Source organism: Catenovulum sediminis, assembly GCF_007289895.1.
GTDB classification, from domain to species: Bacteria; Pseudomonadota; Gammaproteobacteria; order Enterobacterales; family Alteromonadaceae; genus Catenovulum; species Catenovulum sediminis.
In genome coordinates, this window is record NZ_CP041660.1 from 1,349,919 (window position 1) to 1,368,968 (window position 19,050).

A 19,050-nucleotide genomic window follows, 5' to 3' on the forward strand; every position below is an offset into this window, starting at 1 on the left:
TATTTGGGTCAGTTAATTCTAAATACAAGATTATATCACGGAACAAATCTAATACCCGTCACTAAAATGTTTTCATTTGTACAGCCTACATACGTATGCATAGCGCAAAAAATAAAATTTAAGCTTAAACTCAAGCGTAAACATTTTTTTAACACAACACATACAACCCTTGGAGTCGTTAAATGTTTAAACTGAACCGCGCTTGCTACCTGATAAGTTCAGCCCTACTGCTCTCTACCACCTTGAGTGCCTGTAAAGACACTAGAGTTGATATAGAAACTGATGATAATAATGAAACCGAAACAGAAACCAACCATTCTCCTTTAATCAATCAATTTACGGCTACTGAAGGGCAAAGTGCCTTTGAAATAGAGTTTAACTGGCAAGTTAATGACTTAGAAGATGATGATCTGTCTTGCGAATTATTTGTAAAAGAGGATTCTGCCGCTGTAATAATTGACGATTGCTCAGTAAGCAACAATTACACCCATTTATTCGCCTCAGCCGGCACTTATACAGCTAAATTAATCGTCTCAGACGGCGAGTTAAGCAAAGAACAAAGCACCACCATTACAATAACAGAGCCCGTTATCGAAGAACCAACCCCCACATTTAGTTTAGATGCAGGCGTACAAGCAAGTGACCCACTTTATTTACGAGGGTATGAAAATAACTGGGATCCGGTTACTCAACTAACCTATAGCGACGGTTTATACACCATTGAATTTGAGGGGGATATTGCGAATCAATCTTTAAAAGTTGCTTCCGCCGAATGGAGTAATGTAAATTGTGGTGATTTTGTTTTAACCGCCAATACCGATCCTGTTGATGTTAATTGTGACGCAAATTCAGGTAACGGTTCAATTGAGTTTGACGGCGATGCAAAATATCAGTTTGCTTTTAGTTATCAACCGGATGGTACCTCTCAAGCGCAGCTACTAAAAATTGAACCTGAGCCAGTTGACGAGTCTGGTTTAGGCCAAGCCGGTACAGTAGAGATTCATTATTTACATGCCAGTGAAAGTTATGATGGCTGGGGTTTGCATTTATGGGGAGATGCGATTGACTCGAGCATTGCCACCAGTTGGGATAACCCGCGTGGTTATGAAAGTTTAGAAGCAGACTACGCTATCTACGAAGTGCCGATTGAAGATGCCGCTGCGCAATTTAACTTTATTATGCATTTTGGCAATACAAAGAGTGCGGAATCCGATCTAACCTTTACGCCTGCAGACTTTGGCAGCGAAGTATGGATTGTGCAAGACAACGCAACACTCTTTGACAATGAAACAGATGCTAGAGCGGCTTACGATACTTTATTAGAAGGTTTAGGCAATGCTTCTGATAACTTGGATCTAGCTGATGTATCGATGACAAATTTAGACTCAAGCATGCCGGATGGTTGGGTAGATTCGGCACAGTTTGCGCAAATTTATGTCCGCGCTTATCAAGATTCAGACGGTGATGGTGTTGGTGATATTCAGGGGTTAATTTCACGCCTAGATTATTTAAAAGACAATGGCGTTAACGGTATTTGGTTGATGCCTATGATGGAAAGCTCTGATAACGATCATGGTTATGCAACAACAGATTACCGTGCAATAGAAACCGATTATGGTAGCTTAGATGATTTTAAACAGTTAATCAGCGAAGCGCATAACCGAGATATTGCGATTGTCATGGATTATGTGATCAATCACTCCAGCAATGAAAACCCACTATTTATTGACGCGATGTCTTCTGCCTCAAACGACAAACGCGACTGGTACGTAATAGAAGAGAGTAAACCAATAGGTTGGAATTTGTGGGGAGCCGATCCATGGAAAGTCAGCCCTTCAGGTTCATATTATGCAGCCTTTACCGATAACATGCCTGATTTTGATTTAACCAACCCTGAGGTTATTGCTTTTCACCAAAATAACCTCAAGTTCTGGTTAAACTTAGGCGTGGATGGTTTTCGTTTTGATGCGGTCGGTGTACTGGTTGAAAATGGTAAAGATGGTTTAGAAGATCAACCAGAGAACCATGTAGTTATGAAGTCACTGAAAGATGTGATTGAATCATATGACAACCGCTATATTGTCTGTGAGTCACCTTCAGGTTATCAATTATTTGCTAACGAAAACTCATGTGGACGCGCATTTAATTTCAGTGCCGGTCACGCAATCATTGGCATGGTTAAATCGGGTGTTGTTTGGGATGAGTTATTAAATGAATTGGCGCGCGATAATATCGATAAGCTCCCACTGATTTTAGCCAACCACGACTTTTTTGCAGGTGATCGTGTATGGAATCAGTTAAATGGTGACGAAACGCAATATAAACTGGCCGCAGCCAGCTACTTATTAGCCTCTGCTAATCCTTACACCTACTATGGTGAAGAAATTGGTATCGCCGCAGCGACAAACTTGTCCGGTGATTGGTCTATCCGCACACCCATGAGCTGGACCGATGATGCAACACACGCAGGTTTTAGCAGTGCCGCACCATTTAGAGAACTATCTGCAAACTCGACGACACATAATGTTGCTGAGCAATTAACAGATGATAATTCGTTATTGGCTTATTACCGTTCAATTTATGCACTGCGCAGTGAATTACCGATAATTTCAACGGGCAATTTAAGCGTTCAAAGTCAAGGCGGTGATAGCACACTTGTATTAGTGCGCTCTAAAGGCAACCAACAAGTGGTGATAGTTATCAATTACAGCAATCAAGCGCACAGCGAAACGGTTACAAACCTGACTGAAAACTCGGTTGCTGAGGCTAAACTGGGTACAGAGGTAGATGCAACAACTGATGCAAACGGTCAACTAAGTGTTGTTGTACCAGCGCAAAGTGCCGTGGTTTATCATATTCAACCGCTTCAATAAACATATTGAATCGCGAAACAAGGATGTTTAGCAGGTCTATGTAAAACCACGCTTAGTTTAAATGACAAAACTAAAAAACATAAAATTAAGAGACAAAAAATAAAAAAGCCGCTAAAGCGGCTTTTTTGTTTTTGAACTTACGGTCTAGTTTCCGTTATTTAATCACTTTTAAATGGTTAGCTTTGGACGGTTTTTCAGGCTTTTCATGGTCCGGTTGATTGCCGTCAATCGACATGAATGAAGTTTCAATCACTTCCTCGTCTTGAGTTTCATCAGCCTCTGGTTTGGCCTCTGGCGGAAACGGCATGCCCTCACCATTTTCTCTTGCATAGACAAATAATACCGCCGACATAGGGACCACAACGTGCCGTGGTGAACCACCAAAACGGGCGTTAAACTCTATGTGATGCTCGCCTAACGTTAAATTGCCGGTTGCACCCGATGAGATATTTAAAACAATTTGACCATCTTTTACATATTCAAATGGTACTTGTACGCCCGGAAACTCAGCGTCAACTAACAAATAAGGTGTGCAGCCATTATCTTCGATCCATTCGTGTACTGCCCTCACCAAATAAGGCTTGCATGTGGTCATTGATGAATTGCCGCCCAAATTATCCATTATCTTCCTCGCATTTCTCTTTCTTCGTCAGTTAAAGAAGCTTGGAAAGACTCACGTTCAAATACGCGTGCCATATATTCTTTAACTTCTTTACTGCCTTGGCCAATGAGCTCAATACCTAGTTTTGGTAAACGCCATAATAAGGGCGCTAATACACAATCAACCAAGCTAAACTCTTCGCTCATAAAATAAGGTGTCTCGTGAAAGATAGGCGCAATGGCCAAAATACTTTCACGCAATTCAGCGCGTGCTGCGCTCGATTCTTCACCCGAGCCGTTTTCAATTTGTTCAACTAATTTGTACCAATCATTTTCAATGCGGTGCATCATTAAACGGCTTGAACCACGTGCCACTGGATATACTGGCATCAATGGTGGATGTGGAAAACGCTCATCTAGATATTCCATGATGATGTTTGATTGATATAAAACAAGTTCACGATCTAACAAAGTAGGAATTGTCCCATAGGGGTTCAATTCAAATAGTTCTTCTGGTTTGTTATTTGGATCAAGTAATTTAATTTCTACACTAATTCCCTTTTCAGCCAGAACAATACGAACCTGATGACTATGTAATGAAGTAGCATCTGCATATAGCATCATTACAGAACGTTTATTGGCAGCAACAGCCATGAAATTCCTCCAAAGTAACAAACATAATAGCCATAACGGCTAACTTGGGTTAAAGCATACCAGATTTAGCACTAAAAATCGTGCGTAAAATCTGAGCCTTGCCTGCTAAGGCACTAATACTACAAATGGGGGCATAGCCCCCATATAAAACTTACAAATTAAAACCAATCAGAGCTTAATCTGAATTAGTGAACATCACGCCAGTATTCTTTCTTCAACAAATAAATGAAGACAAAAAATATCGCTAAGAATACCAATACCCAAGTACCAATTTTGTGAGACTCAAGTTTTGAAGGTTCACCTGTGTACTCTAAAAAGTTTACCAAGTCTGTGACCGCTTGATCATACTCTTCAGAGGTTAAAGCGCCTGGCTCTTTTTGTGTTAATCGAATACCGGATAGAGTTTTTTCACCGTTAACCGTTTCGTAAACTTTTTCTGCAACTTGAGTACCTTGCAAAGGCTCTAAGACATGTGGCATACCTACATCTGGGAATACCGCATTGTTTACTCTAAAAGTTTTACTTGTATCAACATAAAAAGACTTTAGATAAGTGTAAAGCCAATCAGGATTTCTAACACGAGCAACCAAGGTTAAATCTGGTGGCTGTTTACCAAACCATTTGGCTGAATCAGCGGCTGGCATTGCATTTGTCATCTGCTCACCCACTTTCTGATCAGTAAAGATTAGGTTGTCTTTAGCCAAATCAATTGGAATGCCCAAGTCTTCAGCGGTACGCTGATATCTTTGGTACTGCATTTGGTGGCAACCTAAACAATAGTTGATAAACAACGCAGCGCCACGCTGTAAAGACGCTTTGTCGTGCAAATCAATTTTCACTTCTTCCAACGGGTGCTGATAGCCACCGCCAGCGGCCGATACTAAGCTCGGTAACAACGCAATTAAAGTAATTAATAATTTCTTCATTTGGTAATTCTCGCTGGTAAAGGTTTAGTATTCTCATTTTTACTGTACAACCATAACAAGCCAAAGAAGCCAAAGTACAAAGCAGTACAAATCTGAGACATCAAAGTAAATGTTGGTGTAGCTGGTTTTAAACCTAACCATCCTAAAAGGACAAAGACAATTGCAAACACAGTCAAGTTAAGTTTATGGAAGCCACTACGGTACTTCACTGAACGCACTTTACAACGATCTAACCAAGGCAATAACGCCAACATTACAATTGCACCAAACATTGCAACAACCCCTAATAATTTATCAGGAACCGCACGCAAGATTGCATAGAAAGGTGTGAAATACCAAACCGGTGCAATATGCTCTGGTGTTTTTAACGGGTTTGCCGGCTCAAAGTTTGGTGGCTCAAGGAACAAACCGCCCATTTCTGGGTTAAAGAATATGACATAAGCACAAGCAGCACAGAAAATGGTGAAGGCCACTAGGTCTTTTAAGACGATGTGCGGGAAGAAAGGTACTACATCATCAATAATGTCATATTTAGAGGTATAGTACTCGTGGATCTTGTATTTGGTTTTTTCTTCTTCTTTTAACGAGCCTTTGGGATGTTTTACATTTATACCCTGCGGGTTATTCGATCCCACTTCGTGCAGAGCTACAATATGTAAGAAAACCAATACAACGATAACCAATGGCAGTGCAATAACATGTAATGCAAAGAATCGGTTCAAGGTTGCCCCTGAGATAACATAGTCACCTCGGATCCAAAGGGTTAAATCATCACCAATAACCGGAATTGCACCAAATAATGAAATAATAACCTGAGCACCCCAATATGACATTTGTCCCCATGGTAATAAGTACCCCATGAAGGCTTCAGCCATAAGTGCAAGATAGATAAACATACCGAACAACCACAACAATTCACGTGGCTTTTGATATGAGCCGTATAATAAGCCACGGAACATATGTAAATAGACCACAACGAAAAATGCAGAAGCACCGGTCGAATGCATATATCTTAATACCCAACCGTAGTCGACATCACGCATAATGTACTCTACTGAGGCAAATGCACCTTCAGCGCTAGGCACGTAATTCATCGTTAACCAGATACCTGTAACAATTTGGTTAACTAAGACAACGGTTGCGATAAAACCAAAAACATACCAAAAGTTCATGTTTTTTGGTGCAGGATATTGGATCGCGTGCATGTTTGCGACACGCATCATTGGAATGCGATATTCAATCCAATCGAGTAAATTTTTCCACATGACTATGCAACTCCTGAATCGTCGCCGACAAGAATAGTATTCTCGTCAAGATACTGATGAGGCGGGATAACCAAGTTTAAAGGTGCCGGTACGCTTTGGAATACACGACCAGACATATCAAACTTAGAACCATGACATGGGCAGAAAAAGCCAGACGGTACACCTTGCACTTGCGCAGAAAAACTGTCAGCAAGATATTGAGGTGAACATCCTAAATGGGTGCAAATACCAACGGCCACAAACAACTCAGGTTTGATTGAACGATAGCGATTTTTTGCGTATTCAGGTTGTTGTTCATTTTCAGATTCAGCATCACGTAGTTTGTCTTCATGTGCTGCTAACCCATCTAACATTTCTTGTGTACGCTTAACCACCCACACTGGTTTACCACGCCACTCAACCCTTAACATTTGGCCAGGTTGGAGTTTACTCACGTTAACTTCAACCGGAGCACCAGCAGCTTTCGCTTTGGCACTCGGATTCCAGGACGCGATGAAAGGTACAACTGCTCCGGCAGCACCCACCCCACCAACAACCGAAGTTGCGACGGTTAAGAAGCGACGGCGACCGTTATCAACAGGCGCATTACTCATTCAATCTTCTCCGAGACTAGATTTTAAATAAAAGAGAGCGACCTCAATGCGTATTTTTGTATCAAAAAACGATAAAAAAATACGCGCTTTAGGCGCGAGATAAAAATAATGCGAATGATATAAAAAAAACCGGACAACTGACAAGGAAATCACACAAAAAGCCGTAAAAAACCTAAGTAAATTGCAAATCTACCGCTATTGAGTCAAATTAATTGATTTTCTTATATCATTCAGGTCATTTTTTTGTCTGCAAGATCATAAAAACAACAGACATAAAAAAACCCGGACATAGCCGGGTTTTCGCAAAAATCGGTAAAAACGAATTAACGTTTTGAGAATTGAGGACGCTTACGCGCTTTCTTAAGACCGACTTTCTTACGCTCAACACGACGTGCATCACGAGTAACATAACCCGCTTTGCGTAGTGCTGGACGTAATGATTCATCAAATTCCATCAATGCACGAGTGATACCGTGACGAATTGCACCCGCTTGACCTGTAATACCACCACCTGCAACAGTGACGTATAAGTCAAATTTCTCGACCATTTCAACTAACTCTAACGGTTGACGAACAACCATACGAGCCGTTTCACGGCCAAAATAAGTTTCGATAGAACGCTTGTTAATTGTAATATTGCCAGTACCAGGTCTTAAAAACACTCGAGCAGTTGAGCTTTTACGACGACCAGTACCATAGTATTGATTATCTGCCATAGTAATCTCTCCGAATTAGATGTCCAGTGTTTGTGGTTGTTGTGCCTGATGGTTATGCTCAGTACCTGCGTAAACTTTTAGTTTACGGAACATTGCACGACCCAATGGACCTTTCGGAAGCATACCTTTAACAGCGCTTTCGATGATCATCTCTGGTTTTTTCTCAAGTAGTTTGTCAAACGTAATTGACTTCAAACCACCTGGGTAACCAGAGTGAGCGTGATACACTTTATCAGTGCGTTTTGCACCGGTTACCGCTACTTTTTCAGCATTGATAACAACGATGTAATCACCAGTATCTACATGCGGAGTATATTCCGCTTTATGTTTACCGCGTAAACGACGCGCGATTTCTGTAGCTAATCGACCTAAAGTTTTACCGTCAGCGTCAACTACAAACCAGTCGCGCTTTACAGATTCAGGCTTTGCAGAGAAAGTTTTCATTTCGAATTTAACCTAAAACCAAATAGTTCCACAATCAGAGGCAACATGCCTCCCCTAGTTTATGTCAAAAACCCCTTCGAGAATTTGAACAAAGGCCCTTAATTAGCCTAACCGGGTTTGGGAGGCGCGCAGTATACAGGACGGTTAAAAAAAGATCACGTGTAAATTGACAGAACTGTAAAATATTCAATGAGAAGCGCCCTATTACCTATTAATAGTGCGGTCAAAATTAATAGGGCGGTCAAAGTGATTGCACAAATGAAAAGGCTAAAATATTATACATTGCCCAAAAATTGATTTTTGGGCCAACAATAAGTCGTTTAAAAAGGAAAAAGGAAATAAAAATAATGAATAAGCATATGGTAAAGTCACTTTTGACTGTCAGTGCAACTATCATTCTTTTAGCTGGCTGTGCTAGCCAGTCCCACAGAAAGGTAGAAGTAGAGCCGGTAAAATCTTACCAAACCCCATATACAGGACCCAAAACAACATTGGTTGTGGGCGAATTTAATAACCGCTCAAATTACATGCAAGGCATGTTTTCAAACAATGCGCCACAGCTTGCCAATCAGTCTAAAACCATTTTAAAAGCGCACTTAACGCAAACGAACAGATTTAAAATGGTCGACCGTGAAAATTTGGAACAAATCACAAAAGAAGCTGAATTACGCGGTGAAAAACTGCAATTGAAAGGCGCAAGATATGCAATCACAGGTGCAGTCACTGAATTTGGGCGTAAAAATGTCGGAGACAAGCAGCTTTTTGGCATATTAGGATCAGGGAAAAGCCAAATCGCCTATGCAAAAGTCACTGTAAATATTGTCGATGTACTGACCTCTGAAGTGATTTATTCAACTCAAGGTGCCGGCGAATATTCGTTGAGTGAACGAGAAGTTTTGGGCTTTGGTTCTAAAGCGGGGTACGACTCGACGCTAAACGGTAAAGTGCTGGATTTTGCTATCAAAGAGTGTGTAAACAACATGGTTAGGGATTTGGAATCAGGGGTGTTAAATGTCAATATATAAATCTAAAGCCGCTTTATGCTGCTTGTTTGTTATCGTTATCCTGTTATCAGGCTGTGCTGTCAAAGACAATCGTATGTATCATTGGGGCAGCTATGAAAATGTTATTTATGCACATCACTTAAAAGCTGATGAAACACCTCCTCAATTACAAATTGAAACCTTAACAATGGAAATTGATAAAGCGAGCGCAAATGGTAAACCTGTTGCACCCGGTATATATGCTCACCTTGGCATGCTTTACGCTTCGATTGGTGATTTAAGCTCTGCGATTGATGCGTTAGAACGCGAAAAACAAGCCTTTCCTGAATCAGCTGTTTTAATCGATGGTTTACTGAATCGCGTTAAATCAAACAATGTGCAAACCAGTCACTAAAGGAGTTACAGATGACGACCAATATAACTAAATGCTTACTCGTTTTACTGGCGCTCGCGCTATCAGGCTGTGCGACCGTAAAACCATACGACTACACTGCTTTGAAAAAGAATGCTCCTAGGTCAATTCTGGTGATCCCACCTCAAAATAATTCAGTGGATGTAACGGCTTCGTATTCATATTTATCAACCGTGAGTCAGCCTTTAGCCGAAAAAGGGTATTATGTTTTTCCGGTTTCTGTGATTGATGCGTTTTTAAAAGAAAACGGTCTGCCGACTCCGATGGAAATGAATTCCATTCCGCTTGATAAAATTAAAGAGCATATTGGTGCCGACGCCGTTTTATATGTCACCATTGATGATTGGGGCCAAAAATTTGTCGTTTTATCGTCAAAAACGATTGTCAAAGGCTCTGTCAAACTTGTGTCAGTTGAATCAGGAGAATTGTTATGGGATGCACCTATCTTCGCCGAGATAGCGTCTGATAGTGGTGGTCACGGCTTAGTCGGCGCACTGGTTAATGCTGTTGTCACGCAAATAGCAGGCTCGGTAAATGACCGAACTCCAGATGCAGCCCGAATGGCTAATAATATTGCTTTCTATTCGGCCAAAAGAGGTTTGCTACCCGGACCATATGCGCCAGCAGAACCTAAGAAAAAATAACCATCAAAGAACTTTCAAAGGCGCGCTAAGCGCGCTTTTGAAGTTGTTATGCTAAATGCGCTTTGGCTAAATACTCTGTTGATTGCATTTCCTGCAACCGACTCAAACACCGTTTAAATTCAAAGTTTAACTGTCCTTGCGTATAAAGCGCCTCTAAAGGCACGTCCGCTGCAATAATGAGCTTGACGTTTCGCTCATAAAACTCGTCTACCAATGCAATAAATCGTCGCGCGATATCATCAATACCACTGCCCATTTGTTCAACATGACTCAACAGTACGGTATGGAAACAATGGCTTAGCTCAATATAATCGTTTTGACTGCGAGGACCATCACAGATAGCTCTAAAATCAAACCACACGAGATCCTGCGCCAATTTACGTACTTTAATCTGTCGCCCTTCAATTTCTATTGAAGTATTTTGTTTAATATCACCAATCGCCATTTGCGCAAAATACCCCTCAAGATTGAGTATTGCTTGTTCGTCACTGGGTGAATGATAAATTTCAGCTTGCGTTAGGGTTCGTAAGCGATAATCTGTACCACTGTCGACATTTACCACATGGCAATGTTTTTCAATAAGCTCTATAGCCGGTATAAAACGCTGCCTTTGCAATCCGTTTTTATACAAACCAGAGGGCTCTATGTTTGACGTGGCAACCAAGACCACGCCTTTTTCAAACAAAGCTTGTATCAAACCTGCCAAAATCATAGCATCGGTAATATCTGATACAAAAAACTCGTCAAAACATATCACTTTTGCTTCGTTGGCAAGCTTAGCGGCAATTGCCAATAATGGGTCGGACTGCGCCTCTACATGTTTAAGTTCGTTGTGAACACGATGCATAAAACGGTGAAAATGTACGCGCATTTTTTTATCTGTGGGTAGGCTGTGATAAAACAAATCCATTAAGTAAGTTTTACCGCGCCCAACCCCGCCCCAAAAATAAAGACCTTGCGGCGCTTGATTTTTGGGTTGTTGAAACAAATATTTAAAACGTGTGAACCAATTCTCCTCTGGCAGTTGATAACTCTGCAATTGCTGGAAAAGTTGGTCTAAATAATGAACAGCTTGTGCTTGTGCATCATCGGGTAACAATTTACCTGATTTTAAATCTTCTTGATATTGTAATAATGGGGTGGTCATAAGGGGCCAAATACAAGTATATTTAACAGTATATCTATAATGCTAAACTTTTTTTTGAGGTAATTCATCATGACGTGGTTAGAAGGCACGATAATCTTTGTAGTCGGATTTATAGTTGGTTTGTTGGTTATGCGCCTGATACCGCAACTTTCCGGTAAAAATCATCAACTTTCAGAACAATTAAACGATCATATAAAAGCACAAGAAAGCTTTAAAAAAGATGTCGATAGCTACCTGGCATCCGTCAATGACGCGATGCAAAACATTGCAAAACAAGCAACTCAGGCAGCAGATGAATCACAACAAAGATTTTCTGAACTGGCGGCGGTACAAAAAGAACACAAAGAATTTGTCCCATTTTTTGGTGCCGAAACTGCAAGCATAATGCAACAAAGTAGACCAGTAGAGAGTTTAAGTAAAACGCTAAACGAAGGTCAGGCTGAAGCCATTCCGCGTGACTATTCTGATAGCAAAATGGGATGGTTTAGCGCCGAGGATAAAAAGTAAAAATGAACTTTTAGCTCGGCTCAAGTGTCTTTATTGCTGCTCCCCTTTGTTGGGAGCAAGCTTTGAATTTAGGAGAACTGACGTTGAAAGCAAATTATCGCAATATATTAAAAGTTTCTGTTTTAGGTGCCTGTTTGGCCCTAACGCCTCTTTCATCACAAGCCGCACTCCCTTGGTTTGATAATGATGATAAACAAACCATGCCCACTTTGGCGCCTATGCTAGAAAAAGCAACGCCTGCGGTTGTTAACATTTCCGCCAGTGGTATGAAGCAAAACAGGCAAAGAGTGCCCGATGTTTTCCGTTATTTTTTTGGTCCGAATGCGCCGCGAGAACAAATTCAGGAAAAACCTTTTCAAACGGCTGGTTCGGGCGTCATCATAGACGCTAAAAAGGGTTACGTCGTCACCAATCACCACGTCATAGCCGATACGGATAAAGTATTAATCACCTTAAAAGACGGTCGTCAGTTCGAAGCAAAAAAGCTCGGCTCAGATTCAGAAAGTGATGTTGCTCTACTACAGATTGATGCCGAAAACTTAACCGACCTGCCGTTAGCAAACTCAGATAAACTACGAGTGGGTGATTTTGCCATTGCAATCGGTAACCCATTCGCCATCGGTCAAACCGTGACGTCCGGTATTGTCAGTGCTTTAGGTCGCAGCGGACTAGGGATTGAAGGTTACGAAAACTTCATCCAAACAGACGCGGCCATTAATAGCGGTAATTCTGGTGGCGCCCTTGTAAACTTAAATGGCGAGTTGATTGGTATCAACACGGCGATATTGGGCCCTAATGGTGGCAATGTCGGGATTGGCTTTGCAATCCCTTCAAATATGATGAAAAACCTTGTCGATCAAATCTTAGAGTATGGTGAAGTTCGCCGCGGTGTATTAGGTATAACCGGTGAAAATATCGATGCAGGTGTCGCCAAAGCCCTTAAACTACCAACGAGTAAAGGTGCCCTTGTGCGTCAGGTATTTGAAGGCACAGCGGCTGAAGAAGCGGGTATAAAACCGGGTGATGCGATTATTAGTGTAAATGGCCGCAGCATTGAAACCTTCTTTGAACTGCGCGCTAAAATAGGTACGATGGGCGCTGGTAATACAGCCAAGCTCGGCATCATTCGCGACGGTGAAGAAATGACAATCAATGTCAAACTACGCGAAGCTGAAGGTGGCAATGTTATTGCTTCCAATATGCATCCGGCACTTGAGGGTTCCGAGCTCGGTAACGGTAAAACCAAAGCAGGTGAAAAAGGTGTTTTGGTTAAAACCCTTGAAGACCGCTCTCCTGCAGCCATTATTGGCTTAGAAGAAGGTGACGTCATCATAGGTGTCAACCGTGAGCGCGTTGAAAACCTTGCTGACCTGCGTGAAAAACTGGATGAACATAAAAACAATATTATTGCATTAAATATAGTCAGAGGCCGAACTCAACTGTACTTAGTGATTCGTTAATTGTTATAGTAAACGCAGCACATCAAAGTGGTATCAAAGTGGCATCCAACTGGGTGCCACTTTTTTGTTTATGTTTATTTTTATTTATGCAGCAAGGGAACATTAATGGCTCAAAAGTTTAGCACCCATTTGCAATTCACAATCAATACAATTGCACTGGCTATTGTGCTAACGCTTTTGTTGTTTGCCGTTTTCCCCGAATTTCGCCAAAATAACTTAATTTGGCAAAGCTTGTTTAGCGTACAAAAACAAGAACGCAAACCCATTTCGTTTGCCCATGCGGTTGCACGTGCCGCCCCTGCAGTGGTCAATATTTACACTCAGGGTTTCGAAATTGACGAGCGCTTTTACAATAGTAAACGGGCCATCAGAACTTTGGGTTCAGGGGTAATTGTTTCTGAAAAAGGTTTCATTTTAACCGCAGAACATGTGGTTAAAAATGCAGATCAGATATTAGTCGCATTACAAGATGGTCGGCAATTTGAAGCGCAGCTCATCGGCAGTGACCCATATACTGACCTTGCGGTATTGTATGTACAAAGTGAAAATTTACCGGTTGCACCGATTGATCCCAATTTAACATCTCAACCGGGGGATCTAGTACTGGCTATCGGCAATCCGTATAACCTTGGGCAAACCATTACTCAAGGTATTGTCAGTGCAACAGGGCGTGCTGGTTTAAGCTCAAACTACGCTGACTTTATTCAAATGGACGCGGCCATCAACGATGGTAACTCAGGCGGTGCGCTAGTTGATAGTGATGGTTATTTAGTTGGCATCAACTCTTTTAACTATGCTTCTGCTCGCCGCAACAATCAGGCCCAAGGTATTTTCTTTGCCGTTCCCGCACGTTTAGCACTAACCATACTCAGAAAAATAGCCGTTGACGGACGTGTTGTCAGAGGATATTTAGGTTTGTCAGGTAAAGAAACCTATATTCAAAACGGTGATGAATTGGTGACCCCGGTGGGTATCATAGTGACTATGGTCTCCCCCAATGGACCCGCTGACATTGCAGGCATCAAACCCAATGACATTATCGTGGAAATTAACCACCAATCTGTCACAGGCAGAGCGCAAACATTAGACTTAATTGCCGAAACCAAACCTGGTACACGCTTGCCGGTAACTGTTATTCGGCAAGGTGTCAGGCTTAATTTAATGGTGACAATTCAGGAGTTACCCGGCCACACGCTGAACACTGGCCCCTAAACTATTGAGCTTTAACTCTAAAGATTCGTAACCGCGATCAAGATGATATATACGATTGACAACCGTTTCGTCTTGCGCAAAAAGACCCGCAATAACCAAGCATGCTGAAGCGCGCAGATCGGTCGCCATCACTTCGGCGCCGGTTAAGCTCGTCACACCGCGCACAATTGCTGTATTACTTTCTAACTCGATGTCTGCACCCATACGATGTAATTCAGGTACGTGCATAAATCGATTTTCAAATATTGTCTCGTGAATGGTACCTGTCCCTTGAGCAACACAATTCAATACAGTAAATTGTGCCTGCATATCCGTTGGGAATGCAGGGTGCGGTGCAGTTTTGATATTCACGGCTTTGAGCGTACGCCCTGTCATATCTAGCGTAATGCTATTTTCGGTCGATGAAACAGCCGCGCCCGCTTCTTTTAGTTTAGTAATCACAGATTCTAAAAGCTTCGCTGAAGTGTGCGTACAAGTAACCCGTCCACCCGTTACGGCAGCTGCAACTAAAAAAGTTCCGGTTTCAATACGATCTGGTAAAACAGAATAATCACATGCATGTAGCTTTTCGACCCCATTGATAGTGATTGTATCTGTGCCCGCGCCTTGTATATCCGCGCCCATCGCTATTAAACAATTGGCTAAATCGACCACTTCCGGCTCGCGTGCTGCGTTTTCCAGTACCGTTTGACCTTCCGCCAAAACAGCCGCCATCATTAAATTTTCGGTGCCGGTTACCGTCACAATATCAAAAAAGATGTGCGCACCTTGCAACCGTTTGCCGTGCGTACTAGCAACAATATAACCATGTTCAACGGTGACCTCAGCGCCCATTTGTTGCAAACCGGAAATGTGTAAATTCACCGGTCGAGCACCAATTGCACAGCCTCCGGGTAGGGAAACTTTTGCTTCACCACAGCGAGCCACCAAAGGCCCTAGTGCTAATATTGAGGCGCGCATGGTACGTACCAAATCATAAGGTGCGGTAGTCGAGGTTAAGTGTGACGCATCAAAGCTATACTGGTGAGGCGCTTTGTCGCACTGAATGCCAAGTTCGGCCAATAATTTAAGTGTTGTTTTGATATCTTTTAATTCAGGCACATTTGTTAAATTAACAGGCTCAGGATTCAGAATAGTCGAAAACAATATAGGTAAAGCGGCATTTTTAGCACCCGATATACGAACATCTCCGCACAAAGGTACACCACCGGTAATAACAAATTTATCCATTCAGCTGGAAACTCCAATACAACTTAAAAATTGAGTTTTTTATGTTTTTGCCATTCGTCTGCGGTAAATGCTTTAATTTTTACTGCGTGTATCGTGCCATCCGCAATCATTGCATTTAGCGGCTGATATACCATTTGCTGGCGTTTAACCGGTCGCATCCCTTCAAACAAAGCAGATACAATCGTAATGTTTAAATAGTAGTTATCTTCGTGTTCAACAACTAACTCTTCATGCTCTATTGCTTCAGCCAATAAATCTTTAATTTCTTCTAAGTTCATTCAGATAACCCTAACAATGTTTGAACGCCATATAGCTTGGCTAATTTATGTAAATTTTTTCCACCATGAATAAATTTAATCTGGATGTTACTATCCGCCAATTGGAGTTTTAATTTAATTAAATAAGCTAAACCTGCAGTATCAATGCGCCCGACATCTTCCAGCGAAACATCTACCTGACAAGAATCTTTGCATGGCGCATCCGGAATATAAGATAAATCACTATCTCGCGTTAAATCGCCTTCCAACTGCCAATACTGATGATTCAGTTGTTTTTCTGCAAGTTTGATCATGCTGATGTAGACTCACTGTCTTTAAAATTTAGCTTTTGCTGTGCTTTGTCTTTAAGATCTTTAATAATACCTGAGATCCCCATACGCGGCATAGCCGAGTCAATCTCTTTACGTTTTGTATTTAATACCGAGATGCCTTCTGCTTCCATATCAAACGCACGCCATCTATCATCACGATTAATCAATTTAAACATGACGTTAATATCCGGACGTCCTGGTTCAATAATCTTACTTTTTACCACGGCTATTTTATTGCCTTCTGTATCTCGCGAGGGCTCTACGATAATGGATTGTGTTTCTTTATACTGAGCAAAAAGCTGAGCATAAACGGTGACAATATAGTCTTTAAAAGCATCTACAAATAAACGTCTGTCATCCGGTTTTACCTCTCGCACATGCTTGCCCAAAACTTTAAATGCAGCATATTCGTAGTCAATATAAGGCAACAACTCCTCACGAATAATTTCTTTAAGCTTTTCCGGTTGTTGTTTAACTAGAGGCCACTCGGCTTTAAATCGCTCAAAAGCTTTTTGTGTTACCTTATCAAATAACACATATGGGTCGTCTATTTGCAATATTTGCGACTGCTCAGCAGCCTGTAAAGAGTGCACTGGGGCTATAAAAAATAAACAGCTTGAAAGCAGTACACCCGTTTTAATAAGGCTTCTCATCAACATTTCCTCTAATCTTCGCCACCTTGACTAAACAGGAATTGACCAATCAACTCTTCCAGTACAAGTGCTGATTTAGTGTCCTGTATATAATCACCTGGTTTAAGCGTTTCAATTCCTTCCATCATAAAACCGGGCTCTAGACCAAGGTACTGCTCGCCCAAAAGGCCAGCGGTCAAAATACTAATCGAGCTGGTTTCAGGGAAGTCTTTGTAATCAACAGAAATATCCATTACCACTTCGGCCATAAACGAATTTGTGTCCAGCTTAATTTCAGCTACACGGCCGACCACAACACCACCGACTTTTACTGGTGAGCGCACTTTCAAACCACCGATGTTATCAAACTTGGCACTTAAACGATATGAGTCACCGTTGCTGAAACCACCTGAATTGGCAACACTCAACGCCAAAAATAAAAATGCAGCGATACCTGCAGCAATAAAAAATCCTACTAAAACCTCAATTTTGCGGTTATTCACAGCTTTATTCTCCAAACATTAAAGCGGTTAAAACGAAATCTAAGCCTAAAACAGCTAACGATGCATGCACGACAGTTTGTGTTGTCGCTTTACTGATACCTTCTGATGTGGGGATACAATCATAACCCCGAAAGATAGCGATCCAAGTCACGACAAATGCAAAGGCAACACTTTTGATAAAACCATTCATCACATCATCTTTTAAATCAACAGCTGCCTGCATCACACTCCAATAACTGCCACTATCGACACCCAGCCATTCCACGCCAACCAAATGCCCGCCTAAAATACCAACAGCACTGAACATCAACGCCAGTAAAGGCATACTTAAAACCCCCGCCCAAAAGCGTGGGGCAATAACTCGCCTCAATGGATCAACAGCCATTAACTCCATACTTGAAAGTTGCTCTGTCGCTTTCATCAAACCTATTTCTGCCGTTAAAGCGGAGCCTGCTCGGCCAGCAAATAATAAAGCAGTCACCACCGGACCTAACTCTCTTAACAATGACAAGGCAACCATAGGCCCTAGACTATTTTCTGCGCCATAACCGACCAGTATGGTGTAACCTTGTAAACCTAAAACCATGCCGATAAACAAGCCACTGACAATGATAATGGCAAGCGATTGTACACCGACCACAAACAATTGCTTGATCAACAAGGGGGTGTTTTTTCTAATATTAGGTAATGACCACAGCGCATTGAATAACATAATACCTGCACGGCCTAAGGTCATCGTGGCGTTGATACCATTGCGACCAATACCAGCAAACCAATCCAATAGCATTAACAAAATACCTCCTGCATTTGTTCTTCAATCGGTTCAGCTGTGTAGTGAAATGGCACTGGGCCATCTGCTTCACCTGACATAAATTGATGAATTAGTGGTGAATCAGATTTTAACAATTGTTGTGGTGTACCTTGGCCGATAATTTTCTGATTGGCCATAATATAAGCGTAATCCGCAATGCTCATAACTTCTGAAACGTCATGCGAAACGACTATTGAAGTTAAACCAAGCGAATCATTTAATTCTCGAATCAGACGAATCAGAACGCCCATTGAAATAGGATCCTGTCCTGCAAACGGCTCGTCATACATAATTAATGCCGGATCAAGTGCAATCGCTCTGGCTAACGCTGCCCGCCTGGCCATACCGCCCGACAATTCTGTAGGCATTAGATCTGCCGCACCTCTTAAACCAACGGAGTTTAATTTCATTAACACCATACTACGAATAATATCGTCGGGTAGTTTACAATGCTCCCGAATAGGAAACGCTATATTGTCGAAAACAGACATTTCAGTAAACAATGCGCCACTTTGAAACAACATACTCATTTTTTTACGTGCTTCATATAATTTATTGCGGCCCATTTTATTTATGACTTCACCGTCAAAGTAAATATCACCTAAGTCAGGTTTAATTTGCCCGGCGATTAAACGCAGTAACGTAGTTTTCCCGATACCACTCGGCCCCATCACAGCAACGACTTTGCCTCTGGGTATATCTAGACTAATTTGATCGTAAATGGTTCGCTCGCCACGTTTAAAAGTGACATCTTTTAATTCAACTATAGATTCTGCTGACATCGAATTTCCCTGAATTTGATTGCTCTAATTGGAGCGCCCGTGCATT

At 41.7% G+C, this 19,050-nt stretch carries 22 protein-coding genes; 7 read left to right on the plus strand and 15 right to left on the minus strand.

Annotated elements, in window-relative coordinates:
• Positions 1-182: 182 nt before the first annotated feature.
• Complete coding sequence (locus tag FNT16_RS05325; protein ID WP_143870562.1) at positions 183-2,873, plus strand: alpha-amylase family glycosyl hydrolase; 2,691 nt, start codon at positions 183-185, stop codon at positions 2,871-2,873.
• Between the two features lie 154 nt (positions 2,874-3,027).
• Here FNT16_RS05325 and FNT16_RS05330 read toward each other — a convergent pair whose 3' ends face one another.
• From FNT16_RS05330 to rplM, 7 genes are all read right to left on the minus strand, one after another.
• A complete protein-coding gene (locus tag FNT16_RS05330; protein WP_143870563.1) occupies positions 3,028-3,495 on the minus strand; it encodes a ClpXP protease specificity-enhancing factor in 468 nt (155 codons plus the stop codon).
• Positions 3,495-4,127, minus strand: a complete 633-nt coding sequence (gene sspA / locus FNT16_RS05335; protein ID WP_143870564.1) for a stringent starvation protein SspA — start codon at positions 4,125-4,127, stop codon at positions 3,495-3,497. The genes FNT16_RS05330 and sspA overlap by 1 nt, the downstream gene beginning before the upstream one ends.
• 185 nt (positions 4,128-4,312) lie before the next feature.
• Positions 4,313-5,053, minus strand: coding sequence for a cytochrome c1 (locus FNT16_RS05340; RefSeq protein ID WP_143870565.1), 741 nt, complete (start codon positions 5,051-5,053; stop codon positions 4,313-4,315).
• Positions 5,050-6,318 carry a cytochrome b gene (locus FNT16_RS05345; protein WP_143870566.1) on the minus strand — a complete coding sequence of 423 codons (1,269 nt, stop codon included), beginning with the start codon at positions 6,316-6,318 and terminating at the stop codon, positions 5,050-5,052. Before FNT16_RS05345 ends, FNT16_RS05340 begins: the two co-directional genes overlap by 4 nt.
• Positions 6,319-6,320: 2 nt before the next feature.
• Complete coding sequence (gene petA / locus FNT16_RS05350; RefSeq protein WP_143870567.1) at positions 6,321-6,911, minus strand: ubiquinol-cytochrome c reductase iron-sulfur subunit; 591 nt, start codon at positions 6,909-6,911, stop codon at positions 6,321-6,323.
• A 323-nt stretch (positions 6,912-7,234) separates the two neighbouring features.
• A complete protein-coding gene (rpsI, locus tag FNT16_RS05355; RefSeq protein ID WP_143870568.1) occupies positions 7,235-7,627 on the minus strand; it encodes a 30S ribosomal protein S9 in 393 nt (130 codons plus the stop codon).
• Between the two features lie 15 nt (positions 7,628-7,642).
• Entirely contained in the window at positions 7,643-8,071 is a 429-nt protein-coding gene (gene rplM / locus FNT16_RS05360) for a 50S ribosomal protein L13 (RefSeq protein WP_143870569.1), read from the minus strand.
• Between the two features lie 347 nt (positions 8,072-8,418).
• Here rplM and FNT16_RS05365 point away from each other — a divergent pair, with 347 nt between their 5' ends.
• Genes FNT16_RS05365 through FNT16_RS05375 form a run of 3 tightly spaced genes read left to right on the plus strand, consistent with a single transcriptional unit; the run spans position 8,419 to position 10,131 of the window.
• Positions 8,419-9,096: a CsgG/HfaB family protein gene (locus tag FNT16_RS05365; protein WP_425456692.1), complete on the plus strand. Its 678-nt coding sequence runs from the start codon at positions 8,419-8,421 to the stop codon at positions 9,094-9,096.
• The gene (locus FNT16_RS05370) at positions 9,083-9,469 is read left to right on the plus strand and encodes a DUF4810 domain-containing protein (protein WP_143870570.1); all 387 of its coding nucleotides are present in this window, start codon (positions 9,083-9,085) and stop codon (positions 9,467-9,469) included. Before FNT16_RS05365 ends, FNT16_RS05370 begins: the two co-directional genes overlap by 14 nt.
• A gap of 11 nt (positions 9,470-9,480) precedes the next feature.
• Positions 9,481-10,131, plus strand: coding sequence for a DUF799 domain-containing protein (locus tag FNT16_RS05375; protein WP_143870571.1), 651 nt, complete (start codon positions 9,481-9,483; stop codon positions 10,129-10,131).
• Positions 10,132-10,177: 46 nt separating this feature from the next.
• On the opposite strand, the gene zapE is transcribed toward FNT16_RS05375, so the two are convergent.
• Complete coding sequence (zapE, locus tag FNT16_RS05380) at positions 10,178-11,278, minus strand: cell division protein ZapE (RefSeq protein WP_143870572.1); 1,101 nt, start codon at positions 11,276-11,278, stop codon at positions 10,178-10,180.
• A gap of 69 nt (positions 11,279-11,347) precedes the next feature.
• Between zapE and FNT16_RS05385 the strand changes: the two genes are divergently transcribed.
• The 3 genes from FNT16_RS05385 to FNT16_RS05395 all read left to right on the plus strand — a co-directional run bounded on the left by FNT16_RS05385 (position 11,348) and on the right by FNT16_RS05395 (position 14,457).
• Positions 11,348-11,785, plus strand: coding sequence for a ZapG family protein (locus tag FNT16_RS05385; protein ID WP_143870573.1), 438 nt, complete (start codon positions 11,348-11,350; stop codon positions 11,783-11,785).
• Between the two features lie 104 nt (positions 11,786-11,889).
• Entirely contained in the window at positions 11,890-13,245 is a 1,356-nt protein-coding gene (locus FNT16_RS05390) for a DegQ family serine endoprotease (RefSeq protein WP_281281909.1), read from the plus strand.
• A 105-nt stretch (positions 13,246-13,350) separates the two neighbouring features.
• Positions 13,351-14,457: a trypsin-like peptidase domain-containing protein gene (locus FNT16_RS05395; protein ID WP_143870574.1), complete on the plus strand. Its 1,107-nt coding sequence runs from the start codon at positions 13,351-13,353 to the stop codon at positions 14,455-14,457.
• On the opposite strand, the gene murA is transcribed toward FNT16_RS05395, so the two are convergent.
• Genes murA through FNT16_RS05430 form a run of 7 tightly spaced genes read right to left on the minus strand, consistent with a single transcriptional unit; the run spans position 14,425 to position 19,004 of the window.
• Positions 14,425-15,687: a UDP-N-acetylglucosamine 1-carboxyvinyltransferase gene (murA, locus tag FNT16_RS05400; RefSeq protein ID WP_143870575.1), complete on the minus strand. Its 1,263-nt coding sequence runs from the start codon at positions 15,685-15,687 to the stop codon at positions 14,425-14,427. The genes FNT16_RS05395 and murA overlap by 33 nt on opposite strands.
• A 23-nt stretch (positions 15,688-15,710) precedes the next feature.
• Positions 15,711-15,965 (minus strand): BolA family protein, encoded by a 255-nt coding sequence (locus FNT16_RS05405; RefSeq protein ID WP_143870576.1) that lies wholly within the window; start codon positions 15,963-15,965, stop codon positions 15,711-15,713.
• A complete protein-coding gene (locus FNT16_RS05410; RefSeq protein WP_143870577.1) occupies positions 15,962-16,258 on the minus strand; it encodes an STAS domain-containing protein in 297 nt (98 codons plus the stop codon). The genes FNT16_RS05405 and FNT16_RS05410 overlap by 4 nt, the downstream gene beginning before the upstream one ends.
• A complete protein-coding gene (locus FNT16_RS05415) occupies positions 16,255-16,929 on the minus strand; it encodes an MlaC/ttg2D family ABC transporter substrate-binding protein (protein ID WP_143870578.1) in 675 nt (224 codons plus the stop codon). Before FNT16_RS05415 ends, FNT16_RS05410 begins: the two co-directional genes overlap by 4 nt.
• An 11-nt stretch (positions 16,930-16,940) precedes the next feature.
• Positions 16,941-17,411 (minus strand): outer membrane lipid asymmetry maintenance protein MlaD, encoded by a 471-nt coding sequence (gene mlaD / locus FNT16_RS05420; protein ID WP_143870579.1) that lies wholly within the window; start codon positions 17,409-17,411, stop codon positions 16,941-16,943.
• A 4-nt stretch (positions 17,412-17,415) separates the two neighbouring features.
• Positions 17,416-18,198, minus strand: coding sequence for a lipid asymmetry maintenance ABC transporter permease subunit MlaE (gene mlaE, locus FNT16_RS05425; protein WP_143872878.1), 783 nt, complete (start codon positions 18,196-18,198; stop codon positions 17,416-17,418).
• On the minus strand, positions 18,198-19,004 hold the full coding sequence (locus tag FNT16_RS05430; protein ID WP_143870580.1) for an ATP-binding cassette domain-containing protein: 807 nt from the start codon (positions 19,002-19,004) through the stop codon (positions 18,198-18,200). Before FNT16_RS05430 ends, mlaE begins: the two co-directional genes overlap by 1 nt.
• Positions 19,005-19,050 lie beyond the last annotated feature (46 nt).